This window comes from Pseudomonas sp. GW821-FHT03C07, assembly GCF_059420925.1.
In genome coordinates this window covers 109214-126279 of sequence record NZ_JBWKUQ010000002.1, presented here as the reverse complement: position 1 = coordinate 126279, position 17066 = coordinate 109214, and the positions used below count along the sequence as shown (strand labels likewise).

13 protein-coding genes are annotated in these 17066 nt (G+C 60.2%); 7 read left to right on the top strand and 6 right to left on the bottom strand.

Annotated elements, in window-relative coordinates:
- Positions 1-50 precede the first annotated feature (50 nt).
- The 6 genes from kdgD to AC07VG_RS03785 all read right to left on the bottom strand — a co-directional run bounded on the left by kdgD (position 51) and on the right by AC07VG_RS03785 (position 5935).
- Entirely contained in the window at positions 51-962 is a 912-nt protein-coding gene (gene kdgD / locus AC07VG_RS03810) for a 5-dehydro-4-deoxyglucarate dehydratase (RefSeq protein WP_495020524.1), read from the bottom strand.
- Positions 963-1190: 228 nt separating this feature from the next.
- The gene (locus tag AC07VG_RS03805; protein ID WP_495000590.1) at positions 1191-1406 is read right to left on the bottom strand and encodes a hypothetical protein; all 216 of its coding nucleotides are present in this window, start codon (positions 1404-1406) and stop codon (positions 1191-1193) included.
- Between the two features lie 64 nt (positions 1407-1470).
- Positions 1471-2220 (bottom strand): FadR/GntR family transcriptional regulator, encoded by a 750-nt coding sequence (locus AC07VG_RS03800; protein ID WP_495000589.1) that lies wholly within the window; start codon positions 2218-2220, stop codon positions 1471-1473.
- A 71-nt stretch (positions 2221-2291) separates the two neighbouring features.
- The gene (locus tag AC07VG_RS03795) at positions 2292-4022 is read right to left on the bottom strand and encodes an ABC transporter ATP-binding protein/permease (protein ID WP_495000588.1); all 1731 of its coding nucleotides are present in this window, start codon (positions 4020-4022) and stop codon (positions 2292-2294) included.
- A 96-nt stretch (positions 4023-4118) separates the two neighbouring features.
- Positions 4119-4679: a response regulator transcription factor gene (locus tag AC07VG_RS03790; protein ID WP_100941240.1), complete on the bottom strand. Its 561-nt coding sequence runs from the start codon at positions 4677-4679 to the stop codon at positions 4119-4121.
- Complete coding sequence (locus AC07VG_RS03785) at positions 4676-5935, bottom strand: ATP-binding protein (protein WP_495020523.1); 1260 nt, start codon at positions 5933-5935, stop codon at positions 4676-4678. Before AC07VG_RS03785 ends, AC07VG_RS03790 begins: the two co-directional genes overlap by 4 nt.
- 487 nt (positions 5936-6422) lie before the next feature.
- Here AC07VG_RS03785 and AC07VG_RS03780 point away from each other — a divergent pair, with 487 nt between their 5' ends.
- The 7 genes from AC07VG_RS03780 (at position 6423) to AC07VG_RS03750 (ending at position 17063) form a co-directional block, all read left to right on the top strand.
- Positions 6423-7133, top strand: a complete 711-nt coding sequence (locus tag AC07VG_RS03780) for an SIMPL domain-containing protein (RefSeq protein ID WP_495000586.1) — start codon at positions 6423-6425, stop codon at positions 7131-7133.
- 242 nt (positions 7134-7375) lie between these two features.
- The gene (locus AC07VG_RS03775; protein ID WP_495020522.1) at positions 7376-8977 is read left to right on the top strand and encodes an ABC transporter substrate-binding protein; all 1602 of its coding nucleotides are present in this window, start codon (positions 7376-7378) and stop codon (positions 8975-8977) included.
- Positions 8978-9234: 257 nt separating this feature from the next.
- A complete protein-coding gene (locus tag AC07VG_RS03770) occupies positions 9235-10860 on the top strand; it encodes an ABC transporter substrate-binding protein (protein ID WP_495000584.1) in 1626 nt (541 codons plus the stop codon).
- A gap of 297 nt (positions 10861-11157) precedes the next feature.
- Positions 11158-12756: an ABC transporter substrate-binding protein gene (locus AC07VG_RS03765; protein WP_495020521.1), complete on the top strand. Its 1599-nt coding sequence runs from the start codon at positions 11158-11160 to the stop codon at positions 12754-12756.
- A 170-nt stretch (positions 12757-12926) separates the two neighbouring features.
- A complete protein-coding gene (locus AC07VG_RS03760; RefSeq protein WP_495000582.1) occupies positions 12927-14303 on the top strand; it encodes an OprD family porin in 1377 nt (458 codons plus the stop codon).
- A 77-nt stretch (positions 14304-14380) separates the two neighbouring features.
- On the top strand, positions 14381-15976 hold the full coding sequence (locus tag AC07VG_RS03755) for an ABC transporter substrate-binding protein (RefSeq protein ID WP_495000581.1): 1596 nt from the start codon (positions 14381-14383) through the stop codon (positions 15974-15976).
- A 76-nt stretch (positions 15977-16052) separates the two neighbouring features.
- Positions 16053-17063 carry an ABC transporter permease subunit gene (locus AC07VG_RS03750; protein ID WP_495000580.1) on the top strand — a complete coding sequence of 337 codons (1011 nt, stop codon included), beginning with the start codon at positions 16053-16055 and terminating at the stop codon, positions 17061-17063.
- The last annotated feature ends 3 nt before the right edge of the window (positions 17064-17066 follow it).

Sequence of the window (17066 nt, the reverse complement as noted above, 5' to 3'; positions counted from 1 at the left end):
TCCTGAACCGAAAAAGCCGCTGATTGCTCAGCGGCCTGGTTTATTCGTTGTTACTGCGCGCCTTGCTTGTCGATCAGCGCGGCCAAAGCGTCGTATTCATCCGGCAGCAGATCGGTCAGCGGCGTGCGCACGGGACCGGCGTCATAACCGACGATCTTCGCCCCGGCCTTGACGATACTCACCGCGTAACCGGCGCGACGGTTACGGATATCCAGGTACGGCAGGAAGAAGTCGTCGATGATCTTGCCGACGGTGGCGTGATCGTCCCGGGCAATGGCGTGGTAGAAATCCATCGCGGTTTTCGGGATGAAGTTGAACACCGCCGAAGAGTAGACCGGCACACCGAGGGCCTTGTAGGCCGCGGCATAGACTTCCGCGGTGGGCAGGCCGCCCAGGTAGCTGAAACGATCGCCGAGACGGTGACGGATCGACACCATCAGTTCGATATCGCCCAGGCCATCCTTGTAGCCGATCAGGTTCGGGCAGCGCTCGGCCAGACGTTCCAGCAGAGGAGCGGTCAGGCGGCAGACGTTGCGGTTGTACACCACCACGCCGATCTTCACCGACTTGCACACGGCTTCAACGTGGGCGGCAACGCCTTCCTGACTGGCTTCGGTCAGGTAGTGCGGCAACAACAGCAGGCCTTTGGCCCCCAGGCGTTCGGCTTCCTGAGCGTACTCGATGGCCTGGCGGGTCGCACCACCGACACCGGCGAGGATCGGCACGCTGCCGGCACAGGTATCGACGGCGGTTTTCACCACTTCGGAATATTCACTGGCTGCCAGGGAGAAAAATTCACCGGTACCGCCGGCGGCGAACAGCGCAGTCGCGCCGTAAGGGGCCAGCCACTCCAGGCGCTTGATGTAGCCAGCGCGATGGAAATCGCCCTGGGCATTGAAATCGGTCACCGGGAAGGACAGCAGGCCGGAGGAAAGGATGGACTTCAGTTCTTGTGGATTCATTATTCGAACACCCTGGAAAGCACGTTGTGATGAAAGAGACAGCGCAGGCTGGCTGATGTCGTACGTCATCGTACAACTTAAATAACAAAGGTCAACAGGAATCGCTCAACAGATCCCACAAGACTTTCCTTCCTTGATGTAGGATTTTTTCATCAAAGTTCAATTTTAACTGTATATCAATACAGCTATTTTGAACGGAAAAGACGACATATCAAGGAGCCAGACATGTCAGCCATCCAACAGCGCGCGCAGGACTTCCTGCTGCACGAAAGTGGTATTTGATGGGCCGGCGAAAGCCGCGAAATGGGCGGTGCGTGTGGATCGGACGATCCTGAGAAGCGTATAAAGCACCTGAATGTTAAGCACCTGAATGTGGGAGCGGAGCTTGCCCGCGAAGGCGGCCTTGAAGCCGCCAAAAGCTTCGCGGGCAAGCTCCGCTCCCACACAAGCTCAACCCCCACACAAGCTCCGTTCCCACAGAATCCGTATTTCAGGCTTTGATCGCTGATCAGCCCTTCTGCGCCTCGGCCTCTTCATGGGCCTGGCGCAACCGCTCGCGGCTGTTGGTCAGATGCAAACGCATCGCTGCCCGCGCCGCATCGGAATCCTGACGCGCTATCGCTTCATAGATCTCTTCATGCTCACGCCCCAGCCGATTCATGTAGTGCTGCTGGTCATCATGGGCCAGCCGCGCCGAATTCAAACGGGTCCGGGGAATGATACTGGTGCCCAGGTGGGTCATGATATCGGTGAAGTAGCGGTTGCCGGTGGACAGGGCAATCTGCAGGTGGAACTGGAAATCCGAAGCCACCGCATCGCTGGCGTGGGCCGCACTTTCATTCAACGCATCCAGCGCCGCGCGCATCGCCGCCAACTGCTCGGTGCTACGGCGTTGCGCCGCCAACCCCGCCGACTCGACTTCCAGACTGATACGCAACTCCAGAATCGCCAACACATCGCGCAGGGTCACCACCGTCGCCGGATCGATACGAAAACCGCTGGGGCTCGGCGTATCCAGCACAAAAGTGCCGATGCCATGGCGGGTTTCCACCTGCCCGGCCGCCTGCAGGCGCGAGATCGCCTCGCGCACCACCGTGCGGCTGACACCATGGGCCTCCATGATTGCCGACTCGGTGGGTAACTTGTCCCCGCGCTTGAGCTGGCCGTCGCGGATCTGCTCGGAGAGCACCGTGACCAACTCCTGGGCAAGACTGCGGCGCTTTCGGGTCGGGCGAAGCCCGGCGCTCTGGTTTTCCATATCGAACATCTATCTCGGCTGAACGGCTGAGCGCGCATCATAGCTCAACCGGGTTGTACGCTCACCGTTGACTATGCGCTGACGGCCTCCTGAGTGACCAGGTGTCCGCGCTCGATACGCAGATGTCGCGGGTGGAACTTGTTCAGGCTGCTGCGGTGGCCGACACTGACAATACTCAAGCCTGGAATCTGATCGATCAGCGCCTGATACAACACGGCTTCATCCTCCTCGTCCATGGCCGCCGTGGCCTCGTCGAGGAACAACCATTGCGGGGTATAGAGCAGCGCACGGGCGAAAGCCAACCGCTGCTGCTCGCCCGGCGACAACATCCGCTGCCAGTGATTGCTCTCATCCAGCCGTTCGGCCAGGTGCGGCAGGCGGCACGTCTGCAAGACCTCCTGGTAACGCTCATCCGGGTAGGCATCACCGGACTGTGGATAACTCATCACCTCACGCAGGCTGCCAATCGGCAGGTAAGGCTTCTGCGGCAGGAACAGCGAGCGCCCGGCTGGCAAGCGAATGCTACCGGCGCCACGCGGCCAGAGATTACCCATGGCGCGCAACAGAGTACTTTTACCACTGCCGGAACGCCCACTGAGCATCAAGCGTTCGCCGGGGGCCACACTCATGCTCGCGCCAGTCAGCAAATGCCGACCGTCCGCCAGATCCAGGTTCAGGTTGCTCACCTGCAATGCCTCGCCCTGGCTCTGCACGTCAATGGCAGGCGCACGGCCTTCATTGTCGTCCATGGCCTGACGGAAACTCAGCAACCGGTCACAGGTCGCCTTCCATACCGCGATAGTGGAGTAAGCATCGATGAACCAGCTGAAGTTTTCCTGCACATTGCCAAAGGCCGAGTTGATCTGCATCAGCTCGCCGAGCTGGATCTTGCCGGCGAAATAGCGCGGCGCCGCCACCATGAAGGGGAAGATGATCGCGATCTGAGTGTAACCGGAGGTGAAGAACGTCAGGCGCTTGGTGACCCGCATCAGCGCCCAGTAGTTGGACCAGACCTTGCCGAAACGTGTACTGAGACGCTGGTTCTCATTGGGCTCGCCGTCATACAGGGCAATGCTTTCGGCGTTTTCACGCACCCGCACCAACGAAAAGCGCATATCGGCTTCAAAGCGTTGTTGTTGATTATTCAGTGGGATCAGGTGGCTACCGATCACCCGGGTCAACCAACTGCCGATGACCGCATAGAGGAAAGCGCACCAGAACATGTAGCCGGGAATGGTGACGCCAAAGACTTCGATACTTCCCGATATCCCCCAGAGAATGATAGAGAACGACACCAGACTGACCACCGTGCGAAACAGCCCCAAGCCCAGGGTCAAGGTGTCGCTGGTAAAGCTGTTGAGGTCTTCGCTCAGTCGCTGGTCCGGGTTATCGGTGTTTCCGCTCGCCTCCATCTGGTAGTAGTTCTTGTGTTCGAGCCAGCGTTTGAAATGCTGCTCGGTCAGCCAGCGGCGCCAACTGATGGTCAGCATCTGCGTCAGGTACAGCCGATAGACCGCACCGAGGATGGCAACCGCGGCAATACCGCAGAAATACAGGATCAGGTGCCAGAAGGCCTCACTGTTTTTCTCCTGCAAGGCGTTGTAGAAATCCTTGTACCAATTGTTGAACCAGACCGAAATGCCGACGCTGAATAGCGACAGGGCCACGACACTGATCAGCAACAACCAGGCCTTGCCCTTCTCTTCGCTACGCCAGTAAGGCGAGGCCAGTTGCCAGATCCTACGAAAAAAATGTCCTTTTACTGCATCGTTGACCGCGGAATATTCAGCGTTCTTAGTCATTCTAAGACTCGGTTGGCGTAAGAAATTTCACCAGCCGATCATAGATGATTCGCACGGGATATCGTGCGAATTGAAAGGATTCTGTTCAGCGCCGGTTCAGCGCCGCACCGGCCGTTTCTGTAATTTGCGCTGCAAGGTCCGCCGATGCATGCCCAGGGCGCGGGCGGTGGCGGAGATATTGCCTTCGTGCTCGGTCAGTACGCGCTGGATATGCTCCCATTGCAGACGATCCACCGACATCGGGTTTTCCGGCACCAGGGTGTCGAGATCGGCATGCTCGGAGAGCAAGGCAGCCAGCACGTCGTCGGCGTCCGCCGGCTTGCACAGGTAGTTGCAGGCCCCGCGCTTGATCGCTTCCACCGCCGTGGCGATGCTCGAATAACCGGTGAGGATCAGCACGCGCATCTCCGGATCGAGCTCCAGCAGCTTGGGCAGCAGCACCAGGCCGGAATCGCCGTCCATCTTCAGGTCCAGCGCGGCGTAGTCCGGCAGGTCCTGCTGGGCCAGGATCAGCCCCTCTTCGGCGGAACCGGCGGTGCTGACGCGAAAACCGCGGCGGCTCATGGCCCGCGCCATCACGCGGGTAAAGGTGGCATCGTCGTCCACCAGCAACAGGTGCGGCAGCTCCTCGCCTTCGACCTGGATCTCGTCACTCATGCTTCGTCTCCTCGGGCAACACGAGGCAGGCGCAGCTCGGTGAGCGTGCCACCTTCCTCATGACTGTAGAGTTTCACCGAGCCGCCGGCGCGTGTCACGCTGGCCTTGCTCAAGAACAGGCCCAGGCCGAAACCTTTGCCCTTGGTGGTAAAAAACGGTTTGCCGATCTGCTCGGCGATGGCCAGCGGCACACCGGCGCCGTGGTCGCGAATGCTGATGGTGAGGTTTTCCTCATTCCAATCCAGCCATACTTCCAGCCCCTCGGGACAGGCGTCGGCGGCGTTGTTCAACAGGTTGAGCAAGGCCTGGGTCAGGTCCGCCGGCGGTGCCAGGCGCGGCACCTCGCCCTGACCCAGGCGCTGGAAGCGATAACTGGCTTCCGGGCGCATCAGGTGCCAACGGTTCAGCGCTTCGTCGAGCCAGACCGTGACATCCTGCATCTCCACCGCCAGCCGGCGATTGGCCTCGGCGGCGCGGACCAGTTGCTGCAGGGTCTGCTTGCACAGCTTGACCTGGTCCTGGAGCACGCTCAGGTCGTCCTGGAGCAGTGGGTCCGGATGGTCCTGGCGCATTTCCTTGAGCAGCACGCTCATGGTCGCCAAGGGCGTACCCAGTTCATGGGCGGCGCCGGCGGCCTGGGTTGCCACGGCCAGCAGTTGCTGGTCACGCAGGCCCTCTTCACGGCGCAAGGCACGCAATTCTTCCTGGCGGCGCAATTCCTCGGCCATCTTTGCGGCGAAGAAGGTAATCACCGCGGCGGCCAGGGCAAAGCTCAGCCACATGCCGTAGATCTGCAGCTTCTCACGGGAGATCGGGAAGGTTTCCAGCGGGTAGAACTGCACCAGCAACAGGGTGTACAGCACCAGCGCCGCGCCGGAGAGAACCACCGAATAGCGCCAGGGCAAGGTCACCGCGGCGATGGTCAGGGGCACCAGGTAATAGGAGACGAAGGGGTTGGTCGAACCACCGGAGAAATACAGCAAGGCGCTGTGGATAAACAGGTCGCAGGCCAGTTGCACGGCGTATTCGAGTTCGGTGACCGGCCAGGTGGTGCGCAGGCGCACCACCGTGAAGGCGCAGAGCACCATGGAACAACCCAGGGTCATCGCCAGTTGCAACCAGGGCAACGGCAGCAACTGGAACCAGTAGGCGATGCCCACGGAACCGGCCTGGGCGGCCAGCACCAGAATACGGATAAAGGTCAGGCGCCAGAGATTCTGACGGGTCGCGGACAGCAATTGAACGGGGGCGAGCATGAGCTCTCCTGATGAGTGCTCCAGGCGGATCGCCACGAGTATAACCAGCCGGGGGGCGGACAGGCGAATGTGCGGCAAACCGCCACAGCCGGCAAACACCGGTCCTGGGCAAAGGGCACGCGCTGCGGTGAAGGGGCTTGCCCTGATGCCATTCAGTTAAGGGAATGGAATATTGAAAACACTCTGTATGTGGGAGCGGAGCTTGCCCGCGAAGAACGATGACGCGGTGTACCTGCAAGACCGCGGTGCTCCCCTCGCGGGCAAGCTCCGCTCCCACAGTTTTTTGCGCATGAGGCTATTGTTGCACTCCCCCCATATGTGGAATTGATTAGTGGGATTTTTCGCACTCTGTCGAGTTACCTGCCACCCGGTGGTTCTATATGTATTGAAGTTGTAACAACGCGAACCGGACAATCCCGGCGTAGTCTGATGCCTGCATGCGGGACTGCCCGACAAGACCCGCGCATCGAATCCCAAGGAGCTCTATATGCACTTCACGCGCCGCGCCGCCCTGCTCGCCCTCAGCCTCAGCACCCTTGCCAGCCTGCCGGCCCTGGCCGCCGAAGAACCGCACTACAACCGGATTTCCCTGCGCGCCGAAGCCAGCCAGGAAGTGGCCCGCGACCTGATGATCGTGACCCTCTATACCGAGGCGCAGAACAGCGATCCGGCCAAGCTCGCCGCCGACATCACCACCACCCTGAACAAGGCGCTGGGCCAGGCCAAGGCAGTCAAGGAGATCAACCTGCGCCAGGGCAGCCGTAACAGCTACCCGATCTACGACAACAAGACCCAGAAGATCACCGGCTGGCGTGAACGCGCCGAGCTGCGCCTGGAAAGCAGCGATTTCGCCGCGTTGTCCAAGCTGACCGGCGATCTGATGCAGGACCTGAAAATGGACAGCATGGACTTCGCCATCTCCACCAGCAGCCGCAAGGCCAGCGAGGATGCCCTGCTCAAGGAGGCCATCGCCGCGTTCAAGGCCCGCGCCCAACTGGCCACCGATGCGCTGGGTGGCAAGGGCTACAAGATTGTCAGCCTGAACCTCAACAGCAACGGTTATCCACAGCCGTTCCCGCGTGGTGCGATGATGATGATGAAACCCTCGGCCAAGGAGGACGCACCAACGCCGGACGTGGAAGCCGGCAAGGCACAAGTCAACATGAATGCCGATGGGGTGATCGAGGTCCTGCAGTAATTACAGGTTCGCAGGCTGAACGCGCTCCTTTATAGAAGCCGGCTTGCTGGCGATGAGGCCCGTAAGCCTTGCATCGCCTGATCGGCCGTCATCGCCGGCAAGCCGGGCTCCTACAGGATTTGTGGCGTTTTCCAGAGCGAATTTTCTCAGTCGTCTCCATTAGCTGTGGGCACCAAGGCCTCGATGGGGCGTGCTAGAGTCGGGCCTCTCCCCGCTCTATTACGCACCTTCGAGGCCTTTTAATGGAAAAGATTGCCTTCAAACCGCTGCTGCTGGCCGCCACCTTGCTGGCCTGTACACCCTTGGCCCAGGCCGCCTCGACCCTGGTGTACTGCTCCGAGGCCAGCCCCGCCGGTTTCGACCCCAGCCAGTACACCAGCGGCACCGACTTCGACGCCTCGGCTGAAACCGTGTTCAACCGCCTGGCCCAGTTCAAACGCGGTGGCACCGAGGTCGAACCCGGCCTGGCCACGAGTTGGGACGTTGCCCCGGACGGCCTGGCCTACACTTTCCACCTGCGCTCCGGGGTGAAGTTCCACAGCACCGACGACTTCAAGCCGAGCCGCGACTTCAATGCCGAAGACGTGCTCTTCACTTTCCAGCGCCTGCTCGACGCCAATCACCCGTTCCGCAAGGCCTACCCTTCCGAATCGCCCTATTTCAGCGATATGGACCTCAACACCACGATCAAGAACGTCGAAAAACTCGACGAACAGACCGTGCGCTTCAGCCTGAACCATATCGACGCCGCCTTCGTGCAGAACCTGGCCATGAGCTTCGCCTCGATCCAGTCCGCCGAATATGCCGCGCAACTGCTCAAGGAAGGCCGCGCCGCCGACATCAACCAGAAACCGGTGGGCACCGGACCGTTCGTGTTCAAGCGTTACCAGAAGGACTCGCAGATCCGCTACGTGGCCAACAAGAACTACTGGAAACCCGAGGACGTCAAACTCGACAACCTGATCTTCGCCATCACCCCGGATGCCGCCGCCCGCCTGCAAAAACTCAAGGCCGGGGAGTGCCAGGTCAGCGGTTACCCGCGCCCGGCCGATATCGAGATCATGAAGCAGGACAAGAACCTGCTGGTGCTGCAACAACCGGGTTTCAACCTCGGCTTCCTCGCCTACAACGTCACCCACAAGCCCCTCGACCAGCTCAAGGTCCGCCAGGCCCTGGACATGGCCATCGACAAGCCGGCGATCATCAAGGCGGTCTACCAGAGCGCCGGGCAACTGGCGCAGAACGCCCTGCCGCCGGGCCAATGGTCCTATGACCCGAACATCAAGGACGCGCCCTACGACCCGACCAAGGCCCGCGCACTGCTCAAGGAAGCCGGCGTGGCCGAAGGCACCCCCATCGACCTGTGGGCGATGACCGTGCAACGAGCCTCCAACCCCAACGCACGGATGTCGGCGCAGATGATCCAGGCCGACTGGGCCAAGGTCGGGATCAAGGCCAATATCGTCAGCTATGAGTGGGGCGAATACATCAAGCGCGCCAAGAACGGCGAGCATGACGTCATGATCTATGGCTGGACCGGCGACAACGGTGATCCGGACAACTGGCTCGGCGTGCTCTACAGCTGCGCCGCGGTCAAGGGCAGCAACTACGCGAAATGGTGCGACCCGGCCTATGATCAACTGATCCAGAAAGCCAAGCTCAGCAGCAACCACGACGAGCGGGTCAAGTTCTACCAGCAGGCGCAGAAAGTCCTCAAGGAACAGGTGCCGATCACCCCGATCGCCAACTCGACGGTGTTCCAGCCGATGCGCCGGGAAGTGCATGACTTCAAGATCAGTCCGTTCGGCCTGACCCCCTTCTATGGCGTGAGCCTGGGCCAGTAACTCAACGCCCCAACCGGGTGCGCCCGACGCCCCGGTTGCTCGCTTGAAGTGCGCCCCGCGCACCTGAAAACCCCCTCGAAAGCTGACAAATGCGTCAGAATTTACACATATGCGACATTCCTGTACGTTCGTGCCACTCTTTGAGGCTTCACGCGCCTCTGCATCTTGCAATGGGTATGGGGCCTGCATAAGTATCGGCAGGTCGACTCACGAGGTCGTCCTCAAAACCAAAAATGACAACAAATCATGAGGCCACCATGCTTAAAAAAGCAGTCATTCCGTTTTTAGTCGGCGCAGGCCTCTTGGCCAGCGCACCGTTCGCCGTCGCTGCGACTAACCTGGTGTTCTGCTCCGAAGGGAGCCCGGCCGGTTTCGATCCAGGCCTGTACACCGCCGGAACCGACTTCGACGCCTCCGCGGAAACCGTTTTCAACCGTCTGAGCCAGTTCGAACGTGGCGGCACCGCCGTGATTCCTGGCCTGGCGACCAGCTGGGACGTGACCCCGGACGGCCTGAGCTACACCTTCCACCTGCGTGAAGGCGTCAAGTTCCACACCACCGATTACTTCAAACCGACGCGTAACTTCAACGCCGACGACGTGCTGTTCACCTTCAACCGCATGCTCGACAAGGACATGCCGTTCCGCAAGGCCTACCCGACCGAATTCCCGTACTTCACCGACATGGGCATGGACGGCAACATCACCAAGGTGGAAAAACTCGACGACAAGACCGTCAAGTTCACCCTGAAGACCGTGGATGCCGCGTTCATCCAGGACTTGGCGATGAGCTTCGCCTCTATCCAGTCCGCCGAGTACGCCGACAAGCTGCTCAAGGAAGGCAAGGCCAGCGACATCAACCAGAAGCCGATCGGCACTGGTCCGTTCGTGTTCAAGAGCTACCAGAAAGACTCGAACATCCGCTACACCGGGAACAAGGACTACTGGAAGCCTGAGGACGTCAAGGTCGACAACCTGATCTTCGCCATCACCACCGACCCGTCGGTACGTGCGCAGAAGCTCAAGAAAGGCGAATGCCAGATCACCGCCTACCCACGTCCGGCCGACATCGCCCCGCTCAAGGCCGACAGCAACCTGAAGATGCCTGAACAGGCCGGTTTCAACCTGGGTTACATCGCCTACAACGTGATGCCGGTCCTCAAGGGCCAGACCGCCACCAACCCACTGGCGGACCTGCGCGTACGCGAAGCGCTGGACATGTCGGTGAACAAGAAGCAGATCATCGAATCGGTTTACCAGGGCGCCGGCCAATTGGCTGTCAATGCCATGCCGCCGACCCAATGGTCCTATGACACCACCGTCAAGGACGCCAAGTACGACCCGGAAAAGGCCAAGGAACTGCTCAAGGAAGCTGGCGTCAAGCCGGGCACCGAGATCACCCTGTGGGCCATGCCGGTCCAGCGTCCGTACAACCCCAACGCCAAGCTGATGGCTGAAATGCTCCAGTCCGACTGGAAGAACATCGGCCTCAACGTCAAGATCGTCAGCTACGAGTGGGGCGAATACCTCAAGCGTGCCAAGGGTGGCGAGCAGCAAGCCATGCTGATTGGCTGGAGCGGCGACAATGGGGACCCCGATAACTGGCTGGGCGTGCTGTTCGGCTGTGACGCGGTCAACGGCAACAACTTCTCGAAGTTCTGCTACAAGCCCTTCGAGGACCTGATCAAAGAAGCCAAGTCGACTGCCGACCAGGCTAAACGCACCGAGCTGTACAAGCAGGCGCAGCACATCCTCAAAGACCAAGCCCCCTATACACCTATCGCGCACTCGACGGTGTACCAACCCATGAGCGCCAAGGTGCAGGATTTCAAGATCAGCCCGTTCGGCTTGAACTCCTTCTACGGCGTCAGCGTCAGCAAGTGAGGTTGCGCGAAGACGGCGTCCTAGGACGCTGTCTTCGCCTCCCCGCCAGAATTGCAGGAATTGTCCGGAATCCGTTGGCGGTAACCCGCAAACGGATGGCCGCCGCACAGAGTTTTCCTACAACTCTCTAAGGCTCTACGCATTTACCGCATCGACTTGGCCTCGTAACGTCAAGACTTCGCTGATATGCGTTCACGAGCGGCATTGCTGCATTCACTGACTAGATCGGCGATCGTTCCCGTGTCCCCAACACGGCCATTGTTCGCCGACGACAATAACAAAAGGATTGGGACCGTCATGCGCCAGACCTTCACTTTATCCGCTTTGGTGGGAGCCGCCCTGTGGGCGGGCGCCCCTTTTGCCCAGGCTGCCGGCAGCCTGGTGTTCTGCTCCGAGGGCAGCCCGGCCGGGTTCGACACCGCGCAGTACACCACCGCCACCGACAACGACGCCGCCGAGCCGCTCTACAACCGGCTGGTGGAGTTCGTCAAAGGTGAGACATCCGTCGCACCGGCGCTGGCCGAGAGCTGGGATATCTCAGCGGATGGCCTGGTCTATACCTTCCACCTGCGCCCTGGTGTCAAGTTCCACACCACCGCGTATTTCACGCCGTCCCGCGACTTCAACGCCGACGACGTGGTATTCACCTTCAATCGCATGCTCGATGCTGGACAACCGTTTCGCAAGGCCTACCCCACCGAGTTTCCGTACTTCAACGGGATGAGCCTGAACAAGAACATCGCCAAGGTCGAAAAGACCGGGCCGCTGACCGTGGTCATGACCCTCAATTCGGTCGACGCCGCGTTCATTCAGAATATCGCCATGAGCTTCGCCTCGATTCTCTCCGCCGAATACGCCGACCAGTTGCTCGCCGCCGGCAAACCCAGCGAGATCAACCAGAAGCCCATCGGCACCGGACCGTACGTGTTCCAGCGTTATCAGAAAGACGCGCAGATCCGCTACGTCGCCAACAAGCAGTACTGGGACCCGGACAAGGTCCAGCTCGACCAGCTGATTTTCGCCATCAACACCGACGCCTCGGTGCGGGTGCAGAAACTCAAGCGCGGTGAATGCCAGATCACCCTGCACCCGCGCCCCGCCGATGTCGAGGCATTGAAGAAAGACCCCAAGCTGCAGGTCATCCAGAAGCCCGGCTTCAACCTCGGCTATATCGCCTACAACGTGCAGCACAAACCCTTCGACCAACTCCAGGTCCGCCAGGCGCTGGACATGGCGGTGAACAAACCGAGCATTCTCAATGCGGTCTACCAGGGCGCCGGGCAACTGGCGGTCAATGCCATGCCGCCGAGCCAGTGGTCCTACGACGAGAACATCAAGGACGCACCCTACAACCCGGAAAAAGCCCGGCAACTGCTCAAGGCCGCCGGCGTCAAGGAAGGCACCGAGATCACCCTCTGGGCCATGCCGGTGCAACGCCCGTACAACCCCAACGCCAAGCTGATGGCCGAAATGCTCCAGGCCGACTGGGCGAAGATCGGCCTGAAGGTGAAGATCGTCAGCTATGAATGGGGTGAGTACATCAAGCGCACCAAGAATGGCGAGCACGACATCAGCCTGATCGGCTGGACCGGCGACAACGGTGACCCGGACAACTGGCTCGGCACCCTCTACGGCTGCGACGCGATTGGCGGCAACAACTACTCCATGTGGTGCAACCCGCAATACGACAAGCTGATCAAGCAGGCCAAGCTCGTCACCGACCACGAGCAACGCGTGGCCCTCTACCAACAGGCCCAGCAGTTGCTCAAGCAACAGGTGCCGATTACCCCTATCGCCCACTCGACGGTCAACCAGCCGTTAAGCATCAGAGTCAAAGGTTTCAAGGTCAGTCCCTTCGGTCGCAACGTGTTCTCGGGCGTCAGTATCGAACAATAAAACCGTGACCCGCGCTCTGGGGGCGAATTTCGCCCCTGAGCAACTTGCAGCCGAAATTCGGCAAAACCCTGCCAAGCAAACGATTGCGTAACAAAAAATGTCCGCCACCCAACCCGGACCAAATAGGCCCAAAAGGCCGATATTAAAAAAGAAAATATGGAGCTTTAGCCTTGAAACTCTCTCAAAAAGCGTTGTTAGCCTTAGCCATCAGTAGCGCCACCGTGCTGGCCCATGCGGAAACCCAGAGTCAGGATTTCGTGCCGACCGGCCTGAATTCGACCAATGCACAAAATGAAGCCAAGGGCTTCATCGACGGCCAGAGCCTGGGTGGCACCACTCGTAACTGGTACGCCAATGAGTTGAAACGCCGTAACGACCGCTTCAGTTACGACAAACACGGTGTGGCAACCCCCATTCCGCGCCGCATCAACTGGGTCCAGGGGACCATCCTCGACTACAGCTCGGGCTTTACCCAAGGCACCGTAGGCGTCAGCACTGAAGTCGCGCTCTACAACGCCATTGCCCTGGATCGCAGTCGCGAGGACATCGCCGGAGGTGGCAACCGCACCCTGGCCAACCGCAATGGCGACGCGGTCGACCAGTGGAGCAAACTCGGCCTGGCCAACGTCAAGTTCCGCGTATCGAACACCACGCTGACCGCCGGTCGCCAGAACTTCAGCACGCCGATCGTCGATGTCATCGGCAACCGCCCACTGCCTTCAAGCTTCGAGGGTGTAAGCCTTCACAGTGAAGAATTCAGCAACCTGTCGTTTGACGCAGCGACCTTCGATCGCGTATCCCCACGCACCGAGGAGAGCCTGTCCCGGTTCCGCACCGAGTACTCCAACAACGGGGCCGAGACCGACCACGTCAATACCTTCGGCCTGAACTATCAGCCGTTCAAAAGTCTGAAGACCAGCCTGTACATGGCCAACGTCGAGGACTTCTGGAACCAGTACTACTTTGGCGCCACCCACGAATTGGGCGACACCTCAGTGCTCGGCCTGACGACTGGTTTGAATTACTACAAGACACTGGACACCGGCAAAAAGAAGATGGGCGAAATCGACAACGACGCCTACTCGCTGTCTCTCGGACTGACCCACCAGGCCCACAGCCTGACTTTCTCCTACCAGCAAATCGTTGGTAACGAATACTTCGACTACCTGCACGAAACCAACGGCATCTACCTGGCCAACTCCATGCTGTCGGACTTCAACGGCCCGAACGAGAAGTCCTTCCAGATTGCCTACGGCCTGAACATGGCCCAGTACGGCGTTCCTGGCCTGAAATTCAACGTCTATACGGTCCGCGGCTGGGGCATTGACGGCACCCATTACACCGGCACCGCCTACGACGTGAAAAACCTCGACGGTGAGCACCACTACGAATATGGCGTCGGCACTTCCTACGCCATACAGAGTGGTCCGCTGAAAGCCACCTCCATTCGTGCGACCTACACCACCCATCGCGCCAGCGCGAATCAGGGTGACGGCAACATCAACGAGTTCCGCCTGGTCACCACCATTCCATTCAACATTCTCTGACACCTGACTGCCCTGGGGCCGATTCGACGAATCGGCCCCAGGGTCTCATCTGGCTCAATCGATCAAGGAGGGTTTACATGAAGAAGCTTCCCCTGCGCGCCGCCCTCGCGGCCGCCGTATTCAGCGTGGCTATCGGTGTTTCAGCCAAGCCCTTGGTGGTCTGTACCGAAGCCAGCCCGGAGGGTTTCGACCCGGTGCTCTACACCACCGCCGTCACCGCCGACGCCGCGGCTGAAACCATGTTCAACCGTCTGGTGGACTTCAAGCCCGGGACCACCGAGATCCAGCCGGCCCTGGCCGAAAGCTGGGAGATCAGCCCAGACGGCCTGCAATACACCTTTCACCTGAGAAAGGGCGTCAAGTTCCACACCACCGACTATTTCAAACCGACCCGCGAGCTGAACGCCGACGACGTGGTCTGGAGCTTCCAGCGGCAACTGGACCCCAATCATCCCTGGCATAAAGCGTCCACCGTCGGCTTCCCGTATTTCGAGAGCATGGACTTCCAGAACCTGCTCAAAAGCGTCGAGAAAGTCGACGGCCTGACCGTGCGTTTCACCCTCAATCGTCCCGAAGCCCCGTTCCTGTCCGACCTGGGCATGGCCTTCACCTCGATCCACTCCGCCGAATACGCCGACCAGCTGCTCAAGGCCGGCAAGCTTGACGACCTCAACAGCAAGCCGGTCGGCACCGGCCCGTTCATCTTCCAGCGTTATGCCAAGGACGCCCAGGTCCGCTTCAAGGCCAACCCGGAGTATTTCCGTGGCAAGCCGCCAGCGGACACCCTGATCCTGGCCATCACCATCGACAACAACACCCGCCTGCAGAAGCTCAAGGCCAACGAGTGCCAGGTCGCCCTGTACCCCAAACCCGATGATGTGCCGAACATCAAGGCCGATCCGAACCTGAAGATCGACGGAATGGCGGCCATGGCCACCGGCTACGTCGCCATCAACACCGAACACAAGTACCTGAGCGATGTGCGGGTGCGCCGGGCCATCGAGCTGGCCCTGGACAAGCAGAACTACGTCGACACCCTGTATGGCAAGGGCAATGCCATCCCCGCGGTGAATCCTTACCCGTCGACCCTGCTGGGCTACAACACCAAACTGAAGAATCCGCCCCAGGACCTGGACAAGGCCCGCGCCCTGCTCAAGGAAGCCGGCGTTCCCGAGGGTACGGTCTTTACCCTCTATACTCGCAACGGCGGCGGCCCGACCAACCCGAACCCGCAACTCGGTGCCCAGCTGATGCAGGCCGACCTGGCCAAGGTCGGGATCACTCTGGATATCCGCGTCATGGAGTGGGCCGAAATGCTCAAACGAGCGAAAAAAGGTGAGCACGATATGGTCTCCGCCGGTTGGAGCGGGGACAACGGCGACCCGGATAACTTCCTTAGCCCGCTATTGAGTTGCGAAGCGGCGAAAAACGGCGAAAACTACAGCCGCTGGTGCAATCCTCAGTTCCAGGCGCTGATCGACCAGGCTCGCGCCAAGACTGACCCCGCCCAACGTGCCGCACTCTATGAACAGGCTCTGGAGATCCTGCATAACCAGGTCCTGTGGGCGAACGATGCCCATCCGAAGATGTTTACCGCTATGCGCAAGAACGTAGAGGGCTACCACATGAGCCCTCTATCCACGAACAACTTCGCCACCACCCAGGTGAAGTAGAACAACAAACGCTCGTCGGTACCCGACCCCGGGTACTGATGAGCACGCCTAACCGGCTGATGAGGTACACCACACGATGTTTAGTTTTATTGCCCGCCGACTGGGGTTACTGATCCCCACGTTTTTCGGCATCACGTTGCTGACTTTCGCGTTGATTCGCATGATCCCGGGCGATCCCGTGGAAGTCATGATGGGCGAGCGCCGGGTTGACCCGGAAATGCACGCCCAGGCGATGGAACGCCTCGGTCTTAACAAGCCGCTTTATGCCCAGTACATCGACTATGTCGGCAAGCTCGCCCACGGCGACCTCGGCGAGTCCCTGCGGACCCGCACCAGCGTGTGGACCGAGTTCACCACTCTGTTCCCCGCCACCCTGGAACTGTCCAGCGCCGCGCTGCTGTTCGCCGGCGTCCTGGGACTGCTCGCCGGGGTGATCGCCGCCCTCAAGCGAGGGTCCCTGTTCGACCATGGGGTGATGGGCATCTCCCTGGCCGGCTATTCGATGCCGATCTTCTGGTGGGGCCTGATCCTCATCATGTTCTTTTCCGTGGGCCTGGGCTGGACCCCCGTGTCCGGACGCATCGACCTGCTCTACGACATCGAGCCGAAAACCGGCTTCATGCTCATCGATACCCTGCTCAGCGACCAGCCCGAGGCGTTCTGGGACGCGCTGCACCACCTGATCCTGCCGGCCATCGTGCTGGGCACCATCCCGCTGGCGGTGATCGCCCGGATGACCCGTTCCTCGATGCTCGAAGTCCTGCGCGAAGACTACATCCGTACCGCCCGGGCCAAGGGCCTGTCGCCGGCGCGCGTGGTGTTCGTCCATGGCCTGCGCAACGCGCTGATTCCAGTACTGACCGTGGTCGGCCTGCAAGTCGGCACTCTGCTGGCCGGCGCCGTGCTCACCGAAACCATCTTTTCCTGGCCCGGCATTGGCAAATGGCTGATCGAAGCCATCGGTGCGCGGGACTATCCGGTCGTGCAAAACGGCATCCTGTTAATCGCCTGCCTGGTGATTGTGGTCAATTTCGTCGTGGACATCCTCTACGGCCTTGTCAATCCACGCATCCGCCACCAGCGCTGAGAT

Bases quoted from the DNA above. Each gene is read 5' to 3' on its own strand.
- kdgD (WP_495020524.1), bottom strand. From the start codon at position 962: ATGAATCCACAAGAACTGAAGTCCATCCTTTCCTCCGGCCTGCTGTCC.
- AC07VG_RS03800 (WP_495000589.1), bottom strand. From the start codon at position 2,220: ATGGAAAACCAGAGCGCCGGGCTTCGCCCGACCCGAAAGCGCCGCAGT.
- AC07VG_RS03795 (WP_495000588.1), bottom strand. From the start codon at position 4,022: ATGACTAAGAACGCTGAATATTCCGCGGTCAACGATGCAGTAAAAGGA.
- AC07VG_RS03790 (WP_100941240.1), bottom strand. From the start codon at position 4,679: ATGAGTGACGAGATCCAGGTCGAAGGCGAGGAGCTGCCGCACCTGTTG.
- AC07VG_RS03785 (WP_495020523.1), bottom strand. From the start codon at position 5,935: ATGCTCGCCCCCGTTCAATTGCTGTCCGCGACCCGTCAGAATCTCTGG.
- AC07VG_RS03780 (WP_495000586.1), top strand. From the start codon at position 6,423: ATGCACTTCACGCGCCGCGCCGCCCTGCTCGCCCTCAGCCTCAGCACC.
- AC07VG_RS03775 (WP_495020522.1), top strand. From the start codon at position 7,376: ATGGAAAAGATTGCCTTCAAACCGCTGCTGCTGGCCGCCACCTTGCTG.
- AC07VG_RS03770 (WP_495000584.1), top strand. From the start codon at position 9,235: ATGCTTAAAAAAGCAGTCATTCCGTTTTTAGTCGGCGCAGGCCTCTTG.
- AC07VG_RS03765 (WP_495020521.1), top strand. From the start codon at position 11,158: ATGCGCCAGACCTTCACTTTATCCGCTTTGGTGGGAGCCGCCCTGTGG.
- AC07VG_RS03755 (WP_495000581.1), top strand. From the start codon at position 14,381: ATGAAGAAGCTTCCCCTGCGCGCCGCCCTCGCGGCCGCCGTATTCAGC.
- AC07VG_RS03750 (WP_495000580.1), top strand. From the start codon at position 16,053: ATGTTTAGTTTTATTGCCCGCCGACTGGGGTTACTGATCCCCACGTTT.